Below are 23,849 nucleotides of genomic sequence, written 5' to 3'. Positions count from 1 at the left end.
AGTTCGAGGGGAAGCGAATGACGCGTAAACGCGCGCTAGGACGAGGCCTGGATGCCCTGATTGGTGCGGGCGCCCGTCGTCGTGACAGTTTAGATCTTACCAGTGGTGCAACGCTTGATAGCGTAGAAGCACCACTATCGTCCGCTACCCCCAAGGACGTGGCGGCTGACCGCTTGGAGCGCCTGCCTTTGGGCCAGCTGTCCAGAGGCAAGTACCAGCCTCGGCGGGATATCCAGCCGGAAGCCCTGGAAGAACTAGCTGACTCCATTCGCGCTCAAGGGGTAATGCAGCCCATTGTGGTTCGCCCTGTTGGGAAAGAGCGCTACGAGATCATTGCGGGTGAGCGGCGTTGGCGGGCAGCACAACTGGCTGAATTGGATGTCATTCCTGCTGTCATCCGTGAGGTCAGTGACGAAGTCGCCCTGGCGCTGGCGTTGATTGAAAATATCCAGCGTGAAAACCTCAATGCCATTGAAGAAGCGCTGGCACTGAAACGCCTGGGTGATGAGTTTGAGCTTACCCAACAGCAAATTGCTGATGCCGTAGGTAAGTCCCGCACTCAGGTAGCCAACTTATTACGTTTGTTGGCACTCGATCCGGAAGTCCAAACGCTGCTGGAGCGCGGTGACCTGGATATGGGCCACGCCCGTGCCCTGTTATCGTTAAACAGTTCCCAACAGCGCCAGGTAGCCCACGAAGTGGTCAATAATGATCTTACCGTGCGTGCTACCGAAGCGCTCGTCAAAAAAGTGCAGGCTAACCAGGCACCTGATTTACCTCAGCCACGCGCTGCCAAAACTCCCGATGTGGCAAGACTGGAAACACACCTGGGAGAATTGCTGGGCGCCCCAGTCTCTATAGACCACGGTCAAAAAGGGAAAGGAAAAGTCACTATCCGTTATACCAGCCTTGAAGAGCTTGACGGCATCCTGGCTCATATTAAATAGCAGGCTTATTAAAGAAGCGGTTAGAAATGGCTACTTTTTAGCCCATTGGTCGCAAGTCAGCGCTTGAACGCGCGAAATCCGTGCAACTTCGGTTGAAGGTGTGATAGCGCTTCCCTATAATCCGCCGGTGTTTGTCAAAAGGTTGCGTTGAACGGTAAGCGCCAGGTAATAACGCCGAACGTAGTAGATAGCGGTATGGAGTAGTGAATATAGTGCAAAACGTATCTACTCACCGACGCCGTTCACTGGATTTTAAAAGGCTCTTTCAAGCCCAGTTGGTTGCGACGATGGTCATCATGATACTGGCAGGAACGGTATCTGGTAGCCAGGCAGTACTATCCGCGTTTGTGGGTGGGGGAGTCAGTGTCTTGCCCTCTATCTATTTTGTGTGGCGTGGCACACGGCGTAGCGCCAAACAACCCCGACGCAACGTACTTAATTTGTATCAAGCAGCAATGGGTAAGTTTGGTTTGACGGTGGCGCTATTTGCGCTGGTATTTTCTCTAGTGCCGCCCTCAAACCCAGCTTTTTTCTTTGTCGCCTATGTGGTGGCCCAACTCATGTACTGGCTTACGCCTTGGCTTGTGCGCGAGCGGTCAACCCTTTAAACCTGAGGAAGCAGTATGGCAGCGGATAACGAAGTATCGGCCATCTATTACATACAGCACCACCTCCAGAACCTTACGTTCGGAAAGCACCCGGAGAACGGCTGGTCAATAGCGTCCACCTCTACCGAAGCAACCGAAATGGGGTTCTGGGCTATTCACCTCGACACTATGGGCTGGTCAATAGCGATGGGGGCATTGTTCCTTTGGCTATTCCGTAAAGCTGGCAAAGCGGCAACGACAGGCGTACCAAGCGGTTTGCAAAATGCTGTGGAAATGGTTATCGAGTTCATCGAAAACCTGACCCGCTCCACGTTCCACGGGAAAAATAAGCACATTGGTCCTATCGCTCTCACGCTGTTCATGTGGATCCTGCTAATGAACAGTCTGAAACTGGTGCCGGTAGACTATTTTCCACAACTGTTCGGAAAGCTCGGCTTTGAGTACATGAAAATAGTGCCGACCACTGATATCAACGCCACGCTGGGGATGGCGATTGGTGTGTTTTTGATGATTATTTACTACAGCTGCAAAGTGAAGGGTGTGGCTGGTTTCGGTAAAGAGCTTGCCTTGACTCCTTTTAATACCTGGCTGCTGGCACCTTTCAACCTGATTCTGGAAATTGTTGGCCTGTTGGTTAAACCCATTAGCCTTGGCTTCCGTTTGTTTGGAGCCATGTTTGCCGGTGAAGTGATTTTCATCCTTATTGCGCTATTACCGTTTTGGGCAATTTGGATGTTGGATGTGCCTTGGGCCATCTTCCATATTTTAGTGATTTCGTTGCAAGCCTTTATTTTTACGACGCTATCTGTCGTATATTTAAGCGCTGCACACGAGCACCACTAATCAAGAGCAACGTTTTGCACAATACCCTCAACCTAAACCCTTGAAACTAACGCACTACCAGGAGTTTTATCATGGAAATCGTCTACATTGCTGCCGCCCTCATCATTAGTGTTAGCGCTCTGACCACTGGCTTTGGCTTTGCTATGTTGGGTGGCAAGCTGTTGGACAACACGGCACGTCAGCCTGAACTAAGTGACCAGCTGCAAACTCGTACCTTCATTATGGCTGGTCTGCTTGACGCTGTTCCGATGATCGGTGTTGGTGTCGCGATGTACCTGATTTTCGTTGTTGCCGGTTAATGCAGCTTGACCGAGCGGATAACCGCTCGGTTTTGTTTCACTCCGGTCGCCACGAATTTGTCAGAGGTACATCCCTGTGAATATCAACATGACGCTTATCGGGCAGACGATCGCCTTCGCGATCTTTGTCTGGTTTTGCATAAAGTATGTGTGGCCTCCGATCAGCAACGCGCTTCATGAGCGTCAAAAGAAAATTGCTGATGGCTTGGACGCTGCTAGCCGTGCTACCCGCGATCTTGAGCTGGCTCAAGAGCGTGCAGAGCAAACGCTGCGTGAAAGCAAAGAGCAGGCATCTCAGATTCTCGAACAGGCCAATAAGCGTTCTGCCCAAATGATTGAAGAAGCACGCGAACAAGCACGTGCCGAGGGCGAACGTCTGGTTGCGGGTGCTCGGGCTGAAATTGAGCAAGAAATCAATCGCGCGAAAGACGAATTGCGTGCGCAGGTGTCTCACCTTGCCATCGTAGGCGCTGAGCGTGTTCTTGAGGCCTCTGTTGACGAGAAAGCGCACCGCGACTTGCTGAATAAGCTTGCCGCAGAACTGTAAGGAGGTGACCCATGGCGGAACAATCTACCGTCGCTCGTCCTTACGCCAAAGCGGCGTTTGAATACGCGCGCGATCAGCAGGTGCTTGACGCTTGGTCACAGTCGCTGGCAATGGTGGGTGCGATTGTTAAAGATCGCCAGGTTGCTGGCCTGTTAGGTAGTCCCAAACTAAGCAGCGAACAGAAAACGAATCTGTTGGCAGACATGCTGGCAGACAACGCAGATGATGCGTTCAAGCGTTTTCTGAGCACGTTAGCCGGTCAATCCAGGCTCACGGCATTGGACGCTATCGCTGATCAGTTTGAACACCTTCGCGCAGAGCACGAGCAACGTATCGACGTCACTGTGGTTTCAGCCTATAAGCTGGACAGCAAGCAGAAGACCAAGCTAGCAACCGCGCTCAAGAAACGTCTGAATCGCGAAATCTCCATTACTACTCAGGTAGACAAGTCGCTTATTGGCGGTGTCATCCTGCGTGCCGGCGATACCGTCATTGACGGTTCGGTACGTGGTCGATTGAATCGCCTTTCCGAAGCGCTGACCGCTTGAGTCTGAGGGACATGGCATGCAGCAACTGAATCCTTCCGAGATCAGCGACATCATCAAGCAGCGAATTGAGAAGCTTGACGTCGCATCTGAAGCCCGTAATCAGGGCACCATCGTCAGCGTTTCCGACGGTATCGTGAAAATTCACGGCCTCGAAGACGCAATGTTTGGTGAAATGATTGAATTCCCTAACAGCATTTTCGGCATGGTACTTAACCTGGAGCGTGACTCCGTAGGTGCCGTTGTTCTGGGTGACTACCTGCTGCTTGAAGAGGGTATGACCGCTCAGTGTACCGGTCGCATTCTTGAAGTACCGGTAGGCCCCGAGCTGGTAGGTCGTGTTGTCGATGCGTTGGGTAATCCCATCGACGGCAAAGGCGATATCAACGCCAAACTGACCGATGCGGTAGAAAAAGTAGCGCCTGGCGTTATTACCCGTCAGTCCGTTGATGAGCCAATCCAGACAGGTCTGAAATCCATCGACGCCATGGTGCCGATTGGCCGTGGTCAGCGTGAGCTGATTATCGGTGACCGTCAGATTGGTAAGTCCGCCATTGCCATTGATGCCATCATCAACCAGAAAGGCAAAGGCGTTACCTGTGTTTACGTTGCCATTGGTCAGAAGCAGTCGACCATCGCTAACGTAGTACGCAAGCTGGAAGAGCACGGTGCGATGGGGCATACCATCGTTGTAGCTGCTGGTGCTGCCGACCCGGCGCCGATGCAGTTCCTGGCCGCCTACTCCGGCTGTACCATGGGTGAGTACTTCCGTGACCGTGGTGAAGACGCACTGATTGTATATGACGATCTGTCCAAGCAGGCAGTGGCCTACCGTCAGGTATCGCTGCTACTGCGTCGTCCGCCGGGCCGTGAAGCTTATCCGGGTGACGTTTTCTATCTCCACTCCCGTCTTCTGGAGCGTGCAGCACGTGTTAACGCTGACTACGTTGAGAAGTTCACCAATGGTGAAGTGACAGGCAAAACCGGTTCTTTGACCGCGTTGCCGATCATTGAAACCCAGGGTGGTGACGTGTCTGCGTTTGTTCCGACCAACGTTATCTCGATTACCGATGGTCAGATCTTCCTGGAAACCAACCTGTTTAACTCCGGTATTCGTCCGGCGATTAACGCAGGTCTCTCGGTTTCCCGTGTCGGTGGTGCTGCGCAGACCAAAATCATCAAGAAGCTGGGGGGCGGTGTCCGTCTGGCTCTGGCTCAGTATCGCGAACTGGCAGCGTTCTCGCAGTTTGCCTCTGATCTTGATGAGGCAACCCGTAAGCAGCTTGAGCATGGTCAACGCGTTACCGAACTGATGAAGCAGAAGCAATATTCGCCGATGTCAGTTGCGGAAATGGCGCTGTCTCTGTACGCCGCTAACGAAGGTCACCTGGATGACGTGAGCGTCGATAAAGTGCTGGACTTCGAACGTGCCCTGCACGATTACATGAAGTCTGAGCACAGCGACCTGCTCGACAAGATCAACCAGACCGGCGACTACAGCGGCGAGATTCAGGATGGCTTGAAGTCGGGTCTCGAGAAGTTCAAGGCGACTCAGAGCTGGTAATGTACGGCCCGCCTATGGGCGGGCTTGCGTGCTTTCTGAGAGCCACGAACGAAAGGTAGATCGCTATGGCAGCTGCAAAAGAGATACGCACCCAGATCGGGAGCATTAAAAATACGCAAAAGATTACCAGTGCCATGGAAATGGTGGCTGCATCTAAAATGCGTAAAGCGCAAGATCTGATGAAATCCAGTCAGCCCTATGCTAAGCAGATACGCAACGTAGTCGCCCACATTGCTGATGCTGACGTGGAGCAAGAGGACCAACACCCCTATATGGTGGAGCGTCCTGTTAGCCGCGTTGGCTTCATCGTAGTGTCGACTGACCGCGGCCTGTGCGGTGGCTTAAACGTCAATCTGTTCAAGGCGGTGGTGAAAGAAGCCATGGCCTGGAAACAGCAGGACGCTGAGCTGGACTTCTGTGCCCTCGGCTCTAAAGCCGGTGCTTTTTTCCGCAACTATGGGGGCAATCTGGTTGCCGCTAAAACCGGATTAGGGGAAGCACCCACCGTTGAGGGTTTGATCGGTAGTGTCAAGGTCATGCTGGAAGCGTACGATGAAGGACGTCTCGACCGTCTGTTCGTGGTGTATAACGAATTTATTAACACCATGACGCAGAAACCGGTAGTACGTCAGCTTCTTCCTCTGTCGCCTGATATGGGTGCAGACGCTAAGGATGACAACGAAAACGCCCGTCCCGGAAGCTGGGACTACCTGTATGAACCGGATGCCAAGGCGTTGCTAGACAGCCTGTTGGTTCGATTCATCGAATCGCAGGTGTATCAGGCGGTAGTCGAAAACGGAGCGTGTGAACAGGCCGCCCGAATGATCGCTATGAAGAGTGCCACTGATAACGCGGGCAACCTGATCGACGATCTGGAGATGGTATACAACAAGGCCCGTCAGGCCGCCATCACCCAGGAAATTTCCGAGATCGTCGGCGGCGCTTCTGCCGTATAACGCCTAAGGAGCCAGCCATCGCTTAGGCGGCTCCCGGTAGACAGGTTTCATTTGCAGGTTTTTGAGAGGAACCAAGATGAGCGGACGTATCGTACAAATCATCGGCGCGGTGATTGACGTAGAGTTTCCGCGGGACTCTGTGCCCAAGGTCTACGACGCGCTGAAGGTCTCTAATGCTGAGACCGTCCTCGAAGTCCAGCAGCAGCTGGGCGACGGCGTGGTACGCACCATTGCCATGGGCTCCACTGAGGGCTTGAAACGTGGCTTGGACGTAACCAGCACAGGTGCTGCGATTTCCGTACCGGTAGGTAAGGAAACGCTGGGCCGCATCATGAACGTGCTCGGCGAGCCGATTGATGAAGCAGGTGAGATCGGTGAGCAAGAGCGTATGCCGATCCACCGTAAAGCACCGAGCTATGCCGATCAGGCAGCGTCTAACGAGCTGCTGGAAACCGGTATCAAGGTTATCGACTTGGTCTGCCCGTTTGCCAAGGGTGGTAAAGTTGGCCTGTTCGGCGGCGCCGGTGTAGGTAAAACCGTTAACATGATGGAGCTTATCCGCAACATCGCCACCGAACACAGCGGCTACTCTGTATTCGCCGGTGTTGGTGAGCGTACGCGTGAGGGTAACGACTTCTATCACGAAATGACCGAATCCAACGTTATCGACAAGGTATCGCTGGTCTATGGTCAGATGAACGAGCCGCCCGGCAACCGTCTACGTGTAGCACTGACCGGTCTGACCATCGCCGAGAAATTCCGTGATGAAGGCCGCGATGTACTGCTGTTCGTCGATAACATCTACCGTTACACTCTGGCGGGTACTGAGGTATCGGCACTGTTGGGTCGTATGCCGTCTGCGGTAGGTTATCAGCCGACACTGGCGGAAGAGATGGGGGTTCTTCAGGAGCGTATCACCTCGACCAAAACCGGTTCTATCACCTCCGTACAGGCCGTTTACGTTCCTGCGGATGACTTGACCGACCCGTCGCCGGCCACCACCTTCTCGCACCTGGACGCTACCGTAGTACTGGCACGCTCCATTGCCGAGTTGGGTATTTACCCTGCGATTGACCCACTGGACTCCACCTCGCGTCAGTTGGATCCGCTGGTGGTAGGTGAAGAGCACTACGCAGTAGCCCGTGGCGTACAGAACGTTCTGCAGCGTTATAAGGAACTGAAGGACATTATCGCGATTCTGGGGATGGACGAGCTGTCTGATGAAGATAAGCTGGCCGTTGCCCGTGCGCGTAAAATCCAGCGCTTCCTGTCGCAGCCGTTCTTCGTTGCTGAGGTATTCACTGGCTCGCCCGGTAAGTATGTGTCGCTGAAAGACACCATCCGTGGCTTCCAGGGAATCCTCGCAGGTGAGTACGACGATCTGCCGGAACAGGCCTTCTACATGGTCGGCTCCATCGACGAAGCTGTCGAAAAAGCCAACCAGATGAAGAAGTAATCCCGTCCATTAGGGGGATTCGCTATGGCGAATAGCTTCACTTGCAATATCGTCAGCGCCGAAGCATCTATCTTCTCAGGTACCGTTGAGCAGGTGGTCGCTTCCGGGATTATGGGTGACCTCGGCATTTTGCCGGGGCACGCCCCGTTGCTGACCGAGCTTCAGCCGGGTCCGATCCGTGTGATCCACGATGATGGCAAGGAAGAGAACTTCTTTGTCTCTGGCGGCTTTATGGAAGTTCAGCCGGATGTGGTGACGATTCTGGCCGATGCGGCTGCGCGTGCTGGCGATCTCAACGAGGCCGCCGCTGAAGAAGCGCGTCAGCAAGCGCTGAAAGCCTTTAATGATAAGTCTGCAGAGCTGGATTATACCCGTGCTGCCGCTGAACTTGCCGAAGCCGTTGCACAGTTGCGAACGATTCAGCAGTTGCGTAAAAAGGCGGGTAAAGGCTAAAAACACGCTTTGCGTGAACAAAACGCCCCTTGAACCCGTTAGGGTTCAAGGGGCGTTTTTTTTGTCTGATAAGATGATGGAACGCATTCAGCCATGTGACGCTCGTCTGCAACAACTCATCTGCAAAACGCGTCTGCACAAAGGGAGATAGCGATGTCATTGAACGATGAAATCTTGCAGGAATTAAAAATCGAGCTGCTTGACGAGCTGGTGAAAGAGGAACCGAGCAAAGAGCTGCTAACCGAACGACTGGCGGAAATTCGTTCGGCGGATATTGGTGAGGTGCTTGAAGAACTCATCGAAGAGGATGAGGAGTTGTCGGCGGCACTATCGGTGCTGGATATTCTTTCCACCGAACGTGCTGCCAACGTACTTGGCTACCTGCCTGGTGAAAGCCAGCTTGAAGTGGTGGGCGAGCTTTCAGATACCCAGGTACTTAAGCTGTTGGAAGAGATGGGCTCTGATGAGCGTGCGGATTTGTTCAATCTGTTGGGAGAAGACCGCCGTGAGGCGCTGCTACGCCGCATGGCGCATCAGGAGCGGGAAGACCTAAAGCGCTTATCGAGTTATGAAGAAGGCACTGCGGGCGCCATCATGACCTCTGACTATGTGGCAATAGCCAGTGGCATGACGGTGTCCCAGGCGATGATGCGGGTACGTCAAACAGCACCTGACGCAGAAACGGTGTATCAGCTCTATATTCTCGACAGTGATGGACAGTTGATAGGCACCATGTCGCTTCGCCAACTGATGGTCGCCCGTCCTGGTGCACTGGTAGATGACATCATGATTAAGGATGTGATCAGCACGCCGGTTGACGAAGAGCAGGAAGAAGTGGCACGTATTGTTGCCCGTTACGACTTGCTTGCACTGCCGGTGATTGATGCTGATGGACGCATGGTGGGCATTGTGACCCACGATGATGCAATGGACGTTGCCGAATCGGAAGCAACAGAAGATATCCACAAGGGGATGTCTATCGGTCAACTGGAAGATGGTGTAAGCCGTGTGCGGTTATGGAGCCTCTACCGCAAACGGGTGACATGGCTGGTGTTGCTGGTATTTGCCAATCTGTTTTCAGGGGCAGGCATTGCGTATTTCGAGGATACGATAGCCGCCCAGGTTGCCCTGGTATTCTTCCTTCCTCTGCTGATTGGTAGTGGTGGTAATGCCGGTGCTCAGGCTGCCACACTGATGGTACGTGGTATGGCTACCGGTGATATTGGCGTGAAGGACTGGAGCAAAATGCTCGGCAGAGAGCTGTTAGTGGCAGGTGCTCTGGGCATCACCATGGCTGTCGCAGTGACACCCATCGGTGTTTTCCGTGGTGGTGAGGCAGTGGCCATTATTGTTGCGCTCAGCATGGTCACCATCGTGTTGTTTGGCAGTTTGATTGGGATGTGTTTGCCATTTGTACTGGAGCGCTTCAAGGTTGACCCTGCAACGGCATCAGCGCCGTTGGTGACCACCTTAATTGATGCTACAGGTGTACTAATTTACTTCAGTATTGCCACTGTCATTTTGTCCGATCTGGGCATGTAACTAACGGCCCTAACCCCAAACGCCATGTGGCAGGTACATCCATAAAAAAAGCGCTGAGATGGCTACCAGCATAAGGCCGATGACGGGCCAATGCCGCAACTGGCGTTCAATTACCCAGGCAAGCCTACTACGGCTTGCCTGGCCCCATGCCAGCCGAGGCAGCAGTAGGGGCATCAATGGCTGAAGGGCGAGGGTGGTGTGCAAATATGCAAATACCACGGCAGCACTTCCACTCACAATCACTACCCCAAAGGCTTTCATATTCGCTGCCAACCAACTCCCAGGGTAGGGCAGCCACCACCACCAGATAAGCGGCACTAACCAGGCACTGGCGCATAGCAGGAACCATCCTCCCCAGAGCCAACGGTTTCCAGAAGTTTGGGGGCTGGATGCTGTAGTAACAGGGTGTTTTAGTAACAGCCAGCCAAAACGCAGCATTGCCCCTGTAGTCGTGAAACTAGCCAGGGTTAATAGCCCGCCTGCCAGGCCTTGGCTGCTTATTGCGTAGGTCAGCCAGCTTTTAATATACAGCCCGCCGCTAAATGGCACGCCCACCAGTGAAAGCGCGGCGATTGCCATGCCACTGCCAATCAACAGTCGCTGCTTGCTGGAAAGCCACTGCCACTCTCCTGCACCTATAAATAGCGTCGCTTTGGCGAGGCCATGGCTAATCACCAATAGCATCAGTGTGGTGCGCAGGGCTGCATTCTCAGGCGTCCATAACAATATACCCAGCCCCGCTGAAAGCAGGCCAATTTGGCCCACGCTAGACCATGCCAACACGGTTTTGGGTGTGCGTGAGCAAGCACCTCGCACACCGCCATATAGCGCCCCGAGCATCCCCCAATAAAACAGAAGTTGCCCGAGGGGTAGCCCATCAGTGCTATCAGGGGTGAGCCGTAGCGCCCCAAAAATCCCTAGCTTGATCATCACGCCTGACAGTAACGCACTGGCCAGGGCAGGCGCTGCGGGATGAGCAATGGGTAGCCAGCCATGCACACCTAACACGCCAGCTTTAATGGCTAAGCCGCTGCCTAGCAGGAGTGCAGTTGGCACGAATACAGCAGAAAAGGCAGCTATTTCAAACGCCAATTCACCTTGTAGCGCCAGGCCAGCAGTTGCCGCAAAGAGTAGCACTTCGGCAATCAGCATCATCGCTAAATAGGAGTGCGCGTCGGCGCGGTTTGTACCATGCAGTATTAGTAGCCAGCCCATCACCCCCAGCCAGGCAAGCGCGGTATAAAACGTCAGCCACTCTTGAGAAGTAAGTGCAACGGCGTGAAGCAGTGCGCTCACCCACAGCAGTATGGTGAAAAATCGCGAAGGTGGTGACGGGCACCAGTGCTGCCAAGCGAGTACCAGTGGCCAAATCAGCAGTGCCGGTAGTGCAAAAAAAGCGGCGGTACGGTCAATGCCAGGAAGTGAAAAATAGCCATGTTGCATCAGTAAAGTAATGCCAATACCCCATGCTAAACTGCCAAGCAGTAGGGGAGTTAATGCTAACAAGGTGGGGGAGGAAACCTTTGCTTGGGAGCTAACCGCTGGGCGTAAAGCAATGGCAAGTACACGGGCCAGGTAAGCGGCAGTAAGCAGTGTTCCCAGTAGAAAGGCTATGGCACTTAACCAGCGTTGCTGTTCCCACAGCCCTATAAAAAGCCACCATTTGCCAACAAAGCCACCGCTGGGCGGTAGCCCTACCAGACTTGCCGCTGATAGGGCAAATCCCACCCAGAGCCAGGGGAACTGGAAAGCGCTGCCGGTGAATCGATGTAACTGGTCGCCTTGGTGATAAACCACCAGATAGCCAGCGGTTAGAAATAGTCCAGCTTTAGCTAAACCGTGGGCAACCAGGAGTGTGGTGGCCCCTTGCTGGGCCAATGGATAAGCGCTGAATTCTGGTGAAAGGCTCAGCACCAGCAGCACGTAGCCCATCTGAGAAATCGTCGAGTAGGCAATCAAGCGCTTTAGCTGGGTTTGTTGGAGCGCATTAAACCCACCCCATAGCAGTGAAAGGCCGCCTAAAAAGGCAAACAGGGGCTGCATAGAGAGCCCGAGGAAGGGCCCCTGCCATAGTTGCCATAGCCAATAAAGCGCCACGGCAACGACCACGGCGGACAACATGGCGCTAACCGGCGGGGTAGCTCGGGAATGGGCCTGGGGTAGCCAGCTGTGTAAAGGCACGAGCGCTGTTTTCATCATCAGCCCAAGCGTCATACACAGTGCCGCACTCGCATGCAGCGCGTCAGAAGATGCCCGTTCGCTGAGTAAGTCGATATCCAGCGTGGCATGGGTACCATACATAAGTCCCACCCCAAGCAGATACAGTATCGATGCTATAAGCGCTACCAGCAGGTAACGAAGCGCTGAAAAGCCGTAGGGGTCTTTGGGTGATAACGCCACTAAGCCAGCAGCGCTTAGGGTTAATAACTCAAGTGCCACATAGACGTTGAACACGTCACGGGTTAGCCATAGGGTGTTAAGTGCCGCCCACATCAACCACCATAGCGCCCAGTATTCGCGCTGTTTTGCCCGTTCACTGCAGGCTGCCAGACTAGCTGCGGTGGCTACCACAGTGGTTAAGCTAATTAATGCAAGTGCGGTGGGCGTAAGGCGCCAGTGTATGCCTATCGGTAGCGCCCAGCCGCCTAGTGGCCATTCGGGGCTGAGGCCAAGGTGCCAGGCTCCTGAGACGTTGCCCAGCGCTATCAGAGACAGCCCAATGATTAACTGATGACCAACCCGTAATAGCCGTGTAAACGCTGCGACACACAGCAGTAATGGAACGATGACTAATAGTGCGGGAACACTGCTAACGCTTAAAGGGACACCGAAAAAAGGCTGTATCAGCATGGTGGTTTCATACGGTAGCGACGTAAATAGAGCGCCAGCACGACGGCAGTGGTGCTAACAGAGACAACGATACCGGTCAGCACCAGAGCGTGGGGAACCGGATCAATACCATCGGTAGTGCGAGCTGTTAACACCATCAGCAAAAACACCGCGCTAGAGAGTATATTGAGTGCCAGCAGGCGACGAATCAGATGGCGAGTGGTAAATACGCTGACTAGTGACAGTGCCATCAGAAGAGCAGCAAGCAGCGCGAAAAGTGTCTCGCTGGTTAGCGCTGTGTCGGCAAAAATAAGCCTCATTGCTGTGCTCCCGGTCGCCCAAATAAATAAAATGTCATCAGCATAAGCGTGATTGAGAGTGCTGTAGCTACTTCAATGGCAATAATAAAGTAGCCAGCTAATCGCGGCGGCAAACCGTAGAGCGTACCGGTCATCAGCAAACCAGCTAACGCGGTGATTAGAAAGAGCAGCAGCCCTGCCGCCAATAACCAACGCAGAAGCAGGTTATAAGCCCGTTGGTACATCCACGCAATGCTACCGGTTAACAGCAGTAACACCCCCCCGGCACCTAGTAAGGCGCCAGCCGGAAAAGCACCACCTGGCGCATGGGTACCTTGCCAGAGAAAATAGCTAAACATTAATAAAAACAACGGGTGTAACCAACGCGCCAGGGTTGGTAATCCAGGATAGTAGTGGCTCAAAGTTGGGGGTGGGATTGCCTGTTGCAGTGACCAGATGGTGGCAACTGCGCAAAGCATAACGGTAATTTCCAGCAAGGTATCGATACCCCGCAGGTTAAGTAGAAGTGCGGTCACCGCGTGCTCAGCGCCGCTCTCTGGGAGCAGTGTTGCGACCTCTTCCACCAAACCAGGTTTGGGGAGTCCCAGTATGGCTGCCCACAACATCCCGGTTATTAACAGCACCAATATGGTGATGGGGATTATCCTGCGTGGCAAGCCATCACGGGCTGGTTGAATATCCCGCTGAGACGCAGGCAGTTGCCCCAGGGCAGTAAGCAGTAGGGCACCCGTAATGCCTGCGCCAATAGCGGCTTCAGCAAGTGCTACATCAGGAGCTTCCAACCGCACCCAAATAAGCGCCATCACCAATCCAAAGGCCATTAAATTGGCGACGGCACGAAATAAACCCGGTAGCAGCAGGCACTGCCCTGCAGTGGCCAAAGCTGCCAAGGCGAGCAGTAGGTCAACGACCAGCATGGGAGTCGTCGCTATCACTGCGCAGGGGGGGCGGTCCGTGACGCAGGGCTGAGGAAGCGATCAATGTAGCACCGGTACTTGAGGCTAGCAGAATCAGCCCCCAAATCAGCACTATCTTAAGGGCGACAGCAATACTGCTGGCTTGCACAGCAAGCCCTAAACAGATCAGCCCTAAACCGACATTGTCCACTTTGGTCAGTGCATGCAGGCGGGTATAAACATCAGGAAAGCGTAGTAGCCCAACTGTGCTGGCAATAAAGAAGGGAATACCCAGGAGAATAAACCCTGCACCCAGCAGCTCACGCATTGTTATCTGGCTCCTCTCTTTTGGGTGGATGGTGCCTGACAACGAAATTAGCGGTTCCTAGTGCAGCCAACAAGGCAAATAGCAGGGCAATATCCACCAGTGCGGGTAGGGTAAAGTAAGTGCTAAACAGCAGTATAATGGCCAGCGCTGAGGTGGTGAAAAACTCTACCGCCAGCATGCGGTCAGCACTGGTGGGGCCACGATAAATACGCCAAAGCGATACCACTGCATTGGCCAGTAGTACAATGCTGGCCATTATATAAACGATCCGTAATCCCTCTTCAATATTCATATTCCCAAGGCTCATGATCCAAACCATAGAGCGCAGCGATGTGGCTTTCAAGCATCATAAGCTGCGCTTCTATTTGCGGTTGGTAGTGAAGGATATGGATAGAGAGCGTATCGCAGCCAAGCCTTAACGTCAGTGTGCCAGGGGTCAGATTAACCAGGTTAGCCATAAGTAACTGCTGTGGGTGACCCTTTAATAAGCGAAAGCGATAAGTACGCGTATGCGTATTAGCAGAGCAGCGTCGAGACAGTGCCAACTGTGCTACTATCAGTGCGCCAAAAAGACTGTTTTTAAGCATAAAACCAATGAAGAGGGGTAGCCTTCGCCAGCGCAATTGCTGTGGCCATGTTGCCACATTGAGTGGTGCGCACAGTGCGATTAGTAGTGCCAGTACGAGTCCTAACCAGCCGCTTCCGCTACCTTCAGTGATTACCCACCATAGACCGCTGTAAACAGCGACACGCAGTAACAAGGCAGGCCAGGGAGGCGGTCGCCACCGTTTAAGCCATCTACTTACTCTGAAAGTATCAAGGTGCATTACTAGCTGCGCGAGTAATGAACAGTATCTCCACATGGCCTAGCCACTCGATATCGTAAGCCAGTCCTTTTAGCTGGCTGGCGAGGCATTGAGGGGGTTGGTTAACCGCATCATCAATAATCAGCGATACCGATACTTTATCATCCAGGTAATGCAGCTGTAGTTCGTTCAGTGTGCGCCACACCGGGTGCTTACTCCATCGCTCATCAAGGGCGGCTTCCACTTCCGGGCGTAACGGTAGACCGGGTAGACGGCTTGGGTCGCCTTCTCCGGCATCGTCCTCCGGGTCAACATGAAAAATAACATCAGTGAGTAGTGGGAACTCATGGCGCAGGCGTCGGCTCACTTCGTTACCGATTTCATGAGCCTCTGATACTGTGATTTTGGGGCCGACGACCACATGCAGGTCGACCATTACCCATCCAGCGGATTGTCGAGTGCGTAAGTCGTGTACGCTATCCACTCCGGGCACGCTACAGGCTACCTCGTACATTTGCTGCTGAACATCTTCAGGTAGTGCAGTATCCACCAACTCACGGGCTGATTCCCACAATAAGTCCCAGCCCACCTTCCCCACCAGCAGGCCAACGATAATGGCGGCAATGGCATCCAGCCAGCCGAAACCAAACTGCGCACCGATTAACGCGACCAGTACAACAGCGGTTGAGAGGGCATCACTACGGGAGTGCCAGGCGTTGGCTTCAAGTAATTTTGATTGCACGCGTTTTGCCACACGCATGGTATAGCGGAAGATCCACTCTTTACTAATTAAGGCGATCACAGTGATTACAATGACAACGGTACCGGGGGCATTGACCGCTGTACCGCCGAACAGACGTGCCAGGCTTGACCAGGCAATACCGCCGGCAACAAAGATCAGCACACTGCCAAGTAGCAGTGTTGTCAATGTTTCGATGCGCCCATGACCATAGTGATGGTCATCGTCTGGTTCCTGACGTCCATAGTGGATGGCCGCCAGAACGAAGCCGTCAGTGGCCAGATCAGAGAGCGAGTGAATGCCATCGGCAATCAGTGCGGCTGAGCCAACCAGAAATCCTACCGTCACTTTGACAATGCTGAGTAGGCCATCCAGCCAGGCGCCGATATAGGTAACCCGTTTGGCTTCCTGGCTATCCAGCTCGCGTTTGGGAACCACTGGCGATTCTACGGTCTGAGTCATGAGGTACCTTATAGGGACACACATTTCATTAGACGCTTATTGTAGCGTAGCTCTATGCCTTCTTGATAATTTGCACTGACCTATCGTGCGGACAATGAATTAATGGATGTGTATCCTTAGCGCCACTGCAAGCGGGTAACACTATATTAAACGACGTAAAACAGGATGACCTATGGATTGGCTCCAGGTAGTGGTGTTGGCATTAATACAAGGGCTAACGGAATTTTTACCCATTTCGAGTTCAGCACATCTGATTCTGGTGCCAGTTTTAACCACCTGGGAAGATCAAGGCCTTGCCTTTGATGTAGCGCTTCATTTAGGCAGTTTAAGTGCGGTTGTCATCTATTTTCGTCACGAAATATGGCACATGGTGACGAGTAGCCTGGCAGCACTTCGTGGCAAGGGGGTGAATGAAGACGCCAGACTGGCAATGTGGGTCGTTATTGCCACGTTCCCTGTCTGCATAGTTGGTTTTCTGCTGCACGATGTTATTGCGGGTTATATGCGTTCTACGCTCATCATTGCAGCCACTCTGATTGGTTTTGGTTTGTTGCTTGGTTACGCCGACTGGAAGAATAAAGGCACGCGCAGTGAGTACCAGATGAGCCTTAAGGACGTGTTGATCATTGGTGGCGCACAAGTGTTGGCGCTTATTCCGGGAACGTCTCGTTCAGGTATTACCATTACGGCTGCATTGCTGGTGGGGATGAGCCGGGAAAGCGCCGCGCGGTTTTCTTTTTTGCTCTCTATCCCGGTGATTGTGCTGGCAGGTGGCCTTGAAGCCGTCGGTTTAATTAAACAACCCCACGCTTTTGACCTGACAGCCATGCTGGCGGGTACGCTACTGTCAGGCCTAAGCGCTTACCTCTGTATACACTACTTCTTAGTATTCATTAAAAAACTTGGAATGCAGCCATTTGTCGTCTACCGCGTACTGTTTGGTGCCTGGCTGCTGTGGTTTTTCCATTTTTAACGCCCGTGCGTTTTATTCAAGGGAAATAAAATGAGATGCAATCAGCGTTCGGTAATCTTTATTGGACTGTTGTTATTCGCCGTTGTGTTGACGGGGTGTTCGGAAAATGACCGGCCACTTGAGTCACCTGTCCGGTTTGAAGGCGACATTTTTGGTTCTTTTTACCAGGTTACCGTGGTAGATCCGTTAACCCAAGGAGAGGCCAATGCGCTGGAAGAGGGGTTTCTGGCCGAGCTTGAAAGTGTTGATCAGGCGATGTCCACCTATCGTGATGATGCAGAGCTTATTGTGTTTAACCAGGCTCCCCTTAACGAGTGGCAGCCGCTCTCCAATGAATTGGTCGAAGTGCTTGCCATCAGCCGTTCGGTGGCAGAGGCAAGTGACGGTGCCTTCGATATTACCGTGGGTGATGTGGTCAATTTATGGAGTTTTGGCCCTGAGGCGCGCACCGAAGAAGTGCCTTCTGAAGCCGAGTTGAGCGAACGTTTAGCCATTATTGGGTATGACGCCATTGATGTGGATACCCAAAATATGCAGGCACGGCGCACCCGAGAGGTATTTGCCGATTTGTCAGGCGTTGCGAAAGGGCATGCAACGGATCGTGTGGCTGCTTACCTTGATCAACAGGGCATAGAAAACTACCTGGTTAACCTAGGTGGTGATTTGATCTCCCGCGGTCACCGTGACCAGGAGGGTGAAACACCCTGGCGGATAGGTATTGAGATTCCCCAAAACGGTCAGCCAGAGGCACAGCATGTGCTTCCACTGGAAAGTATTTCGGTAGCCACCTCAGGGGATTACCGCAACTATTTTGAGGTGGATGGAGAGCGCTACTCACATACGATCGATCCGCGCAATGGCCGCCCTGTCACCCATAACCTTGCCTCGGTATCAGTGTTTCACCCCTCGAATGCCTGGGCAGATGCCTGGGCGACTGCCCTGACCGTTGTTGGCAGCGAAACCGGTATGCGGATGGCCATGGAAAACAATCTAAATGTACTGATGTTGATCAATGATGATGAAGGCCATTGGCGCAGTTTCGCAAGCCCGGCATTCGTCCACTATTTTGGTGAGACGTTGATGAACGAGCTGGGGATTGAAGTTTGGGAATCCTCGATAGCCAACCGCCAAACACCCACAGGTGAATAATATGCAAGAACTCGATATTGTCATTTTGGCTGCGGGTAAAGGCACTCGTATGAACTCGCAAATTCCCAAGGTGTTACATACCCTGGCCGGTAAGCCGTTGGTTCAGCATGTGTTGGATACGGCCGCTGGTCTTTCCCCCTCAAGAACGCACGTGGTTATCGGCCATGGTGCTGATAGACTTCGGGCAGCACTGGCGGCGAGCACTGTCTCTTTTGTTGTACAGAAGGAACAGAGAGGTACAGGACATGCAGTTGCCCAGGCCCAAAATCAGCTGGGTAACGGTAAAGTATTGGTCCTGTATGGCGATGTGCCACTTATCCGCCGTGAATCTCTCGCTGCCTTATTGGCCCAGGTTGATGAGCAGCATATGGGGCTTTTAACCGTTACGTTAAGTGACCCCACCGGTTACGGACGTATCGTACGTAATACCGATGGAGAGGCGGTGGCAATCGTTGAGCAAAAAGATGCAGATAGTGCTCAGCTTGCTATTAACGAATGCAATACCGGCATTATGGCAATGACCAGTAGCCAACTAAAACGTTGGCTGCCCAGGCTTTCCGCAGAAAACGCCCAGGGCGAGTACTACCTGACCGATGTGATTGCCATGGCGGCAGGAGAGGGCGTTAGCGTTTGTACCACCCAGCCAGCCACGGCAGTTGAGGTGGAAGGGGTGAATAACCGTGCTCAAATGGCGCGCTTGGAGCGTGTTTACCAGCAACAGCTTGCCAATTCGCTCATGGAGCAAGGGGTTGCCCTGGCGGACCCTGCGCGGCTTGATGTGCGCGGTAAGCTTAGCTGTGGTCATGATGTGTTTATTGATGTGGGGTGTGTGTTTGAAGGTGAGGTTGAACTGGGGGAAGGGGTACGGATTGGCCCTTATTGCGTGATTAAGAACAGTACGATTGGTGCCGAGAGCGTGATTGAGAGCCATAGTATGATTGACTCAACCGTAGCGGCGGGCCTGAATCAAATCGGGCCGTTTGCACGTCTGAGGCCCGGTACGCGTCTGGCAGTGAAGGCGAAAGTCGGAAACTTTGTCGAAACCAAGAACGCCGACGTGGGTGAAGGTAGTAAAATTAATCACTTAAGCTATGTTGGTGACGCCCATTTAGGGCGGAATGTGAATGTGGGTGCAGGTACTATCACCTGTAACTATGATGGCGCCAACAAGCATCGTACGGTGATTGGCGATGATGCTTTTGTTGGATCGAACAGCGCATTAGTGGCGCCGGTAACGGTAGGCAAAGGTGCCACCATTGGTGCAGGCTCTACCATTGCCAAGGATGTGAGCGAATACGCCCTGGCAGTGACCCGCAGTCGCCAGTTGGAGAAAGCCGATTGGCCACGCCCGGTTACAACGTCTAAATAGATTGAACGTTATCTGAGCCGATAGGTTCAAGAGCGCTTTAAAATATTGCCCAAGGAGAAACCCCATGTGTGGCATCGTCGCTGCGGTTGCACAACGTAATGTGCAAGGAATACTGCTGGAAGGGCTTAAACGCCTGGAGTACCGCGGTTATGACTCTTCTGGCATGACGGTGCTCAATAATGGGTCGCTGACGCGCCACCGTGCCTTGGGCAAGGTGGCGGCCCTTGCAGAGCAGTTGGACAATGCGCCCTTGCCCGGTATGTCAGGGATTGCCCACACCCGCTGGGCCACCCACGGCAAGCCCTCAGAGGCGAATGCTCACCCCCATCACAGTAGTGATCAAGTGGCTGTGGTACATAACGGCATTATTGAAAACTACGAGCATATCAAACAAGCGCTCCAGGCTAATGGTTATACCTTTACTTCAGAAACGGATACCGAAGTAATTGCTCACTTGCTGGCAGATAAGCTGAATAGCGGGCTGGGCCTGTTTGAAGCAACCCAGGAAGTGGTTAGTGGCTTGGGCGGCGCCTATGCACTTGGGGTAATGAGCGTAGTAGAGCCGGGGGTCGTGGTGGGGGCTCGCCAGGGCAGCCCCTTGGTAGTGGGGGTCGGAATAGACGAAGCGTTTTTAGCTTCTGACCCGCTTGCTCTGCTGCAAGTCACGGATCGCTTTATTTATCTGGAAGAGGGCGATCTGGTTGAGATACGGGAGCAGGGGGCCATTCAGATTGTTGACCGGGATGGCCATCAGGTGGAGCGCCCTGTACACACCTTTGAGCATGGCGATGGTGCTGCCAGTAAAGGTGAGTACCGTCATTACATGTTAAAAGAGATCTTTGAGCAGCCTGAGGTGATCAGTGCTGCTTTGGAGGGGCGGTTGAGTACCAACAGCGTCCTGGTGGAAAGCTTTGGCCCGGAGGCTCAGGTACTGTTTCAGAATACGCGTCAAATCCATATTATCGCCTGTGGCACCAGCTATCATGCGGGATTAGTGGCGCGTTACTGGCTAGAGCGTTATGCCGGGGTGCCCGTACAGGTGGAAGTTGCCTCTGAATATCGCTATCGCCACCCCGTGGTTCCCGATGGCACGCTATTTGTCACGCTATCCCAGTCGGGAGAAACCGCAGATACGCTGGCCGCATTACGTTTTGCCAAAACCCTTCACTATGTGGGCACACTGGCTATTTGTAATGTACCGGGCAGCTCTTTGGTACGTGAATCAGATATGTCGCTGATGACCCATGCAGGCCCTGAGATTGGTGTGGCATCCACCAAGGCATTTACGACCCAACTGGTTGCCTTAATGCTGCTGACGCTTTCGGTTAGCAAAGCCAAAGGTCAGCCAGAGCGGGCCGAGATTGTCGCAGCCCTGCAATCGTTGCCCGCGCTTTGCAAGCAAGTGCTTGGGCTGGCTGGCCAGATAGAAACACTCTCCCAGGCGTTTGCGGAAAAGCATCATGCTCTGTTTTTAGGGCGCGGTGCCCACTACCCCATTGCCCTGGAAGGTGCTCTAAAGCTAAAGGAAATTTCGTATATTCATGCTGAAGCGTACCCGGCTGGCGAATTGAAACATGGGCCGCTGGCGCTGGTAGATAGTGAAATGCCGGTGATTTCGGTGGCGCCTAACGACGATTTGTTGGAAAAGCTCAAATCCAATTTACAAGAAGTACGCGCCCGGGGAGGGCAACTGTTCGTCTTTGCCGACCAGGCAGTGGGAATCAACGACCAGGATGGTATCCGGGTGATGAAGCTTCCCCACGTTCATGAGGCACTGGCACCGCTACTTTATACCCTGCCTTTACAGCTACTTAGCTATTATGTCGCGGTGTTGAAAGGAACCGATGTTGACCAGCCGCGTAACCTGGCGAAGAGCGTAACGGTAGAGTAATCGGTGTGGAAAAATAAGTTGCAGCTGTGGGATTTCAACATGCTCTGTAAGGTAGGGCGAATAGCAGCCTCTTACCCGCGATCATTGCATTGCAGCACTTGATTAGTGTGCTTATTATTGTGGCGTTCTTTTCCTAACCTTCCAGGGTCACGCCACCATGAAACCACCAAGCGCCCATGTTGCCCGGCATTCCAATTGCCGTGTTGCCTGGTTGTTGATAGTACTTTGTTTATCTGCATTCCCCTCCCTTGCATTTGCCGCTACCGGCCCTCTTGATCTAACCGCATCGCTGGCAGGGATTACTGCCGTCGTTATTTTTATTCTTGCTTATGCGCTGGTGATGAGTGAAGAACTCATCCATATGCGTAAATCCAAGCCTGTGCTGGTTGCCGCAGGGATTATCTGGGCCATGGTGGCTTGGGTATATGTTCAGGCAGGTATGCCTGAAGAAGCGGAAATGGCGTTTCGTGAAACATTGTTAGAGTACACGGAGTTACTGCTCTTCCTGTTGGTGGCAATGACCTATATCAATGCCATGGAAGAGCGCCGGGTGTTTGATGCTCTGCGTGCATGGCTGGTTCGTAAAGGTTTTAGCTACCGCAGCTTATTCTGGATTACTGGTTTTCTTGCCTTTGGTATCTCTGCCATTGCCAACAACATGACCACGGCCATGTTGATGTGTGCCGTCGTACTGAAAGTGGCCGAAGGCGATAAAAAATTCATCAGTTTATGCTGTGTTAACGTTGTGGTGGCTTCCAACGCTGGCGGCGCATTTAGCCCATTTGGTGACATCACCACGCTGATGGTATGGCAGGCAGGCCAAGTGCCGTTTGGCGGCTTCTTCGCGCTTTTGATCCCCGCTATCGTGAATTTCATGGTGCCAGCAGTGATTATGAATTTCTTCATCGTCAACCGGCAGCCTGCCACACTGACTGAAAATGTATGGCTGAAGCGGGGCGCACGTCGCATCATTGTGCTGTTCTTAGTCACCGTGGCTATTTCGGTGCTATGCCACTCTATTCTTTATCTCCCTCCTGCCATGGGCATGATGTTCGGCCTTGGCCTGCTGCAGTTCTTTGGCTATTACCTGCGTCGCAGTCTACCACGCTCCTTGGAGCGTAAACGGGAACGTTACTCCCGTCGCGGCGACTGGAAAAAGCTTGAGCAACTGGGCAGCGTCGTTCCCTTTGATATCTTCAGCCGTATTGCCCGCTCAGAGTGGGATACGCTGCTGTTTTTCTACGGGGTTGTGATGTGTGTGGGTGGCCTGGGCTTTATGGGCTATTTAAGCCTGCTGTCTGAAACGCTTTACGGTAACTGGGATCCGGTTTGGGCCAACGTGGTACTGGGTTTGATGTCTGCAGTGGTTGATAACATTCCCGTGATGTTCGCTGTGCTATCGATGGCGCCGGATATGTCGGAAGGTAACTGGCTGCTGATTACCCTGACAGCGGGTGTGGGCGGCAGCCTGCTTTCAATGGGGTCGGCAGCGGGGGTCGCTTTAATGGGGCAGGCGCGAGGCATCTACACTTTTGCCGTACATTTGCGCTGGGCGCCAGCGATTCTGCTGGGATATATGGCCAGCGTGGTGGCGCATTTGTTCATTAACGCCGGAATGTTTTAGCAATGATGTAAATAACATGGCACCGCTGGAGCGGTGCCATTATTAAAATGAGCAGGGCGTGATAAGGGCTGTGGGGTGTTACAAGTCATGCCCAGTAATCACTTTGCAAATATCTGCAAAGCTGCTGGCAATGGGGACGACGGTATCAGGCACTTTAGTGTTCGCCCGTTTACCCATGGCATTCTGAATATCCGTTGCTGAAATAATACCTCGTACGCTCAACTCCTGGCTGGCATTCTGTTCAGTAACCAGTAGATGCTGTTCGGTGAAACTCTCCATAGACAGCACCAGGTCTTCAATAGTGAGCGAGGAGAGCTGCGTAATGGGCATGGCACTGAGAGTGTGCCATGGTGTCATGATCATTCCTGCCGTTACTTCCTGACGGTCAATGTTGCGCTGCTGCATGGCCAGGTTGATGCGTCGGGTCCCGATAACCTCTTTTGCTGTAAGTACGCCAACGCAGTGATCCTTGTTGTCCATGACAAACAGCAGGCGAACGCCACCATGGCGCATTTTAAGATGGGCTTCGTCGATCGGCGTATCATCGGCAACCGATTGTGGCATGACGACAGAGAAGTCCGTCAGCACTGATATGGCAGGACTTTCAGGCGATAGCTGTTTCGCTGCGGGTTGGGTTAAAAGTGGTGTGGCACCGAACTGAACAAGTGGTTTTGGTGAGTGCATCATCTGGATCATCGGGGGA

General features: G+C 53.1%; 24 protein-coding genes. 16 read left to right on the top strand and 8 right to left on the bottom strand.

Features of this window, described 5'->3' with window-relative positions:
* Positions 1 to 17 precede the first annotated feature (17 nt).
* The 11 genes from HP566_RS06055 to mgtE all read left to right on the top strand — a co-directional run bounded on the left by HP566_RS06055 (position 18) and on the right by mgtE (position 9,760).
* A complete protein-coding gene (locus HP566_RS06055) occupies positions 18 to 947 on the top strand; it encodes a ParB/RepB/Spo0J family partition protein (protein WP_249976368.1) in 930 nt (309 codons plus the stop codon).
* Between the two features lie 212 nt (positions 948 to 1,159).
* Positions 1,160 to 1,555: an ATP synthase subunit I gene (locus HP566_RS06050; RefSeq protein ID WP_249976367.1), complete on the top strand. Its 396-nt coding sequence runs from the start codon at positions 1,160 to 1,162 to the stop codon at positions 1,553 to 1,555.
* 15 nt (positions 1,556 to 1,570) lie between these two features.
* Complete coding sequence (gene atpB / locus HP566_RS06045; RefSeq protein ID WP_249976366.1) at positions 1,571 to 2,398, top strand: F0F1 ATP synthase subunit A; 828 nt, start codon at positions 1,571 to 1,573, stop codon at positions 2,396 to 2,398.
* 71 nt (positions 2,399 to 2,469) lie between these two features.
* Positions 2,470 to 2,697, top strand: a complete 228-nt coding sequence (gene atpE / locus HP566_RS06040; RefSeq protein WP_249976365.1) for a F0F1 ATP synthase subunit C — start codon at positions 2,470 to 2,472, stop codon at positions 2,695 to 2,697.
* A gap of 76 nt (positions 2,698 to 2,773) precedes the next feature.
* Positions 2,774 to 3,244 carry a F0F1 ATP synthase subunit B gene (locus HP566_RS06035; protein WP_249976364.1) on the top strand — a complete coding sequence of 157 codons (471 nt, stop codon included), beginning with the start codon at positions 2,774 to 2,776 and terminating at the stop codon, positions 3,242 to 3,244.
* An 11-nt stretch (positions 3,245 to 3,255) separates the two neighbouring features.
* Positions 3,256 to 3,792 carry a F0F1 ATP synthase subunit delta gene (locus HP566_RS06030; RefSeq protein ID WP_249976363.1) on the top strand — a complete coding sequence of 179 codons (537 nt, stop codon included), beginning with the start codon at positions 3,256 to 3,258 and terminating at the stop codon, positions 3,790 to 3,792.
* Positions 3,793 to 3,808: 16 nt separating this feature from the next.
* On the top strand, positions 3,809 to 5,353 hold the full coding sequence (atpA, locus tag HP566_RS06025) for a F0F1 ATP synthase subunit alpha (RefSeq protein WP_249976362.1): 1,545 nt from the start codon (positions 3,809 to 3,811) through the stop codon (positions 5,351 to 5,353).
* A gap of 65 nt (positions 5,354 to 5,418) precedes the next feature.
* Entirely contained in the window at positions 5,419 to 6,309 is an 891-nt protein-coding gene (gene atpG / locus HP566_RS06020) for a F0F1 ATP synthase subunit gamma (RefSeq protein ID WP_249976361.1), read from the top strand.
* A gap of 76 nt (positions 6,310 to 6,385) precedes the next feature.
* Complete coding sequence (gene atpD / locus HP566_RS06015; RefSeq protein WP_249976360.1) at positions 6,386 to 7,765, top strand: F0F1 ATP synthase subunit beta; 1,380 nt, start codon at positions 6,386 to 6,388, stop codon at positions 7,763 to 7,765.
* Between the two features lie 24 nt (positions 7,766 to 7,789).
* Positions 7,790 to 8,218 (top strand): F0F1 ATP synthase subunit epsilon, encoded by a 429-nt coding sequence (locus HP566_RS06010; protein WP_249976359.1) that lies wholly within the window; start codon positions 7,790 to 7,792, stop codon positions 8,216 to 8,218.
* A 153-nt stretch (positions 8,219 to 8,371) separates the two neighbouring features.
* Positions 8,372 to 9,760 (top strand): magnesium transporter, encoded by a 1,389-nt coding sequence (gene mgtE, locus HP566_RS06005; protein ID WP_249976358.1) that lies wholly within the window; start codon positions 8,372 to 8,374, stop codon positions 9,758 to 9,760.
* A gap of 9 nt (positions 9,761 to 9,769) precedes the next feature.
* On the opposite strand, the gene HP566_RS06000 is transcribed toward mgtE, so the two are convergent.
* Genes HP566_RS06000 through HP566_RS05970 form a run of 7 tightly spaced genes read right to left on the bottom strand, consistent with a single transcriptional unit; the run spans position 9,770 to position 16,140 of the window.
* Complete coding sequence (locus HP566_RS06000) at positions 9,770 to 12,610, bottom strand: proton-conducting transporter membrane subunit (RefSeq protein ID WP_249976357.1); 2,841 nt, start codon at positions 12,608 to 12,610, stop codon at positions 9,770 to 9,772.
* Positions 12,604 to 12,909 (bottom strand): NADH-quinone oxidoreductase subunit K, encoded by a 306-nt coding sequence (locus HP566_RS05995; RefSeq protein WP_249976356.1) that lies wholly within the window; start codon positions 12,907 to 12,909, stop codon positions 12,604 to 12,606. Before HP566_RS05995 ends, HP566_RS06000 begins: the two co-directional genes overlap by 7 nt.
* Positions 12,906 to 13,826 carry a hydrogenase subunit MbhD domain-containing protein gene (locus tag HP566_RS05990; RefSeq protein WP_249976355.1) on the bottom strand — a complete coding sequence of 307 codons (921 nt, stop codon included), beginning with the start codon at positions 13,824 to 13,826 and terminating at the stop codon, positions 12,906 to 12,908. The genes HP566_RS05995 and HP566_RS05990 overlap by 4 nt, the downstream gene beginning before the upstream one ends.
* The gene (mnhG, locus tag HP566_RS05985) at positions 13,813 to 14,133 is read right to left on the bottom strand and encodes a monovalent cation/H(+) antiporter subunit G (protein WP_249976354.1); all 321 of its coding nucleotides are present in this window, start codon (positions 14,131 to 14,133) and stop codon (positions 13,813 to 13,815) included. The genes HP566_RS05990 and mnhG overlap by 14 nt, the downstream gene beginning before the upstream one ends.
* Positions 14,126 to 14,440 (bottom strand): monovalent cation/H+ antiporter complex subunit F, encoded by a 315-nt coding sequence (locus tag HP566_RS05980; protein WP_249976353.1) that lies wholly within the window; start codon positions 14,438 to 14,440, stop codon positions 14,126 to 14,128. The genes mnhG and HP566_RS05980 overlap by 8 nt, the downstream gene beginning before the upstream one ends.
* Complete coding sequence (locus HP566_RS05975; protein WP_249976352.1) at positions 14,415 to 14,960, bottom strand: Na+/H+ antiporter subunit E; 546 nt, start codon at positions 14,958 to 14,960, stop codon at positions 14,415 to 14,417. The genes HP566_RS05980 and HP566_RS05975 overlap by 26 nt, the downstream gene beginning before the upstream one ends.
* Positions 14,950 to 16,140, bottom strand: coding sequence for a cation diffusion facilitator family transporter (locus HP566_RS05970; protein WP_249976351.1), 1,191 nt, complete (start codon positions 16,138 to 16,140; stop codon positions 14,950 to 14,952). The genes HP566_RS05975 and HP566_RS05970 overlap by 11 nt, the downstream gene beginning before the upstream one ends.
* A 172-nt stretch (positions 16,141 to 16,312) precedes the next feature.
* Between HP566_RS05970 and HP566_RS05965 the strand changes: the two genes are divergently transcribed.
* The 5 genes from HP566_RS05965 to nhaD all read left to right on the top strand — a co-directional run bounded on the left by HP566_RS05965 (position 16,313) and on the right by nhaD (position 23,146).
* Positions 16,313 to 17,113: an undecaprenyl-diphosphate phosphatase gene (locus tag HP566_RS05965; protein ID WP_249976350.1), complete on the top strand. Its 801-nt coding sequence runs from the start codon at positions 16,313 to 16,315 to the stop codon at positions 17,111 to 17,113.
* Between the two features lie 30 nt (positions 17,114 to 17,143).
* Entirely contained in the window at positions 17,144 to 18,262 is a 1,119-nt protein-coding gene (locus tag HP566_RS05960; protein WP_249976349.1) for an FAD:protein FMN transferase, read from the top strand.
* A 1-nt stretch (position 18,263) separates the two neighbouring features.
* A complete protein-coding gene (gene glmU / locus HP566_RS05955; RefSeq protein ID WP_249976348.1) occupies positions 18,264 to 19,631 on the top strand; it encodes a bifunctional UDP-N-acetylglucosamine diphosphorylase/glucosamine-1-phosphate N-acetyltransferase GlmU in 1,368 nt (455 codons plus the stop codon).
* Positions 19,632 to 19,695: 64 nt separating this feature from the next.
* The gene (glmS, locus tag HP566_RS05950) at positions 19,696 to 21,522 is read left to right on the top strand and encodes a glutamine--fructose-6-phosphate transaminase (isomerizing) (RefSeq protein WP_249976347.1); all 1,827 of its coding nucleotides are present in this window, start codon (positions 19,696 to 19,698) and stop codon (positions 21,520 to 21,522) included.
* 157 nt (positions 21,523 to 21,679) lie between these two features.
* Complete coding sequence (nhaD, locus tag HP566_RS05945; RefSeq protein WP_249976346.1) at positions 21,680 to 23,146, top strand: sodium:proton antiporter NhaD; 1,467 nt, start codon at positions 21,680 to 21,682, stop codon at positions 23,144 to 23,146.
* 78 nt (positions 23,147 to 23,224) lie between these two features.
* On the opposite strand, the gene HP566_RS05940 is transcribed toward nhaD, so the two are convergent.
* Positions 23,225 to 23,842 (bottom strand): CBS domain-containing protein, encoded by a 618-nt coding sequence (locus tag HP566_RS05940; RefSeq protein ID WP_249976345.1) that lies wholly within the window; start codon positions 23,840 to 23,842, stop codon positions 23,225 to 23,227.
* Between the last annotated feature and the right edge of the window lie 7 nt (positions 23,843 to 23,849).

The organism is Vreelandella olivaria, from assembly GCF_023507745.1.
Taxonomy (GTDB): domain Bacteria; phylum Pseudomonadota; class Gammaproteobacteria; order Pseudomonadales; family Halomonadaceae; genus Vreelandella; species Vreelandella olivaria_A.
This window is presented reverse-complemented; position numbering and strand designations above follow the sequence as displayed.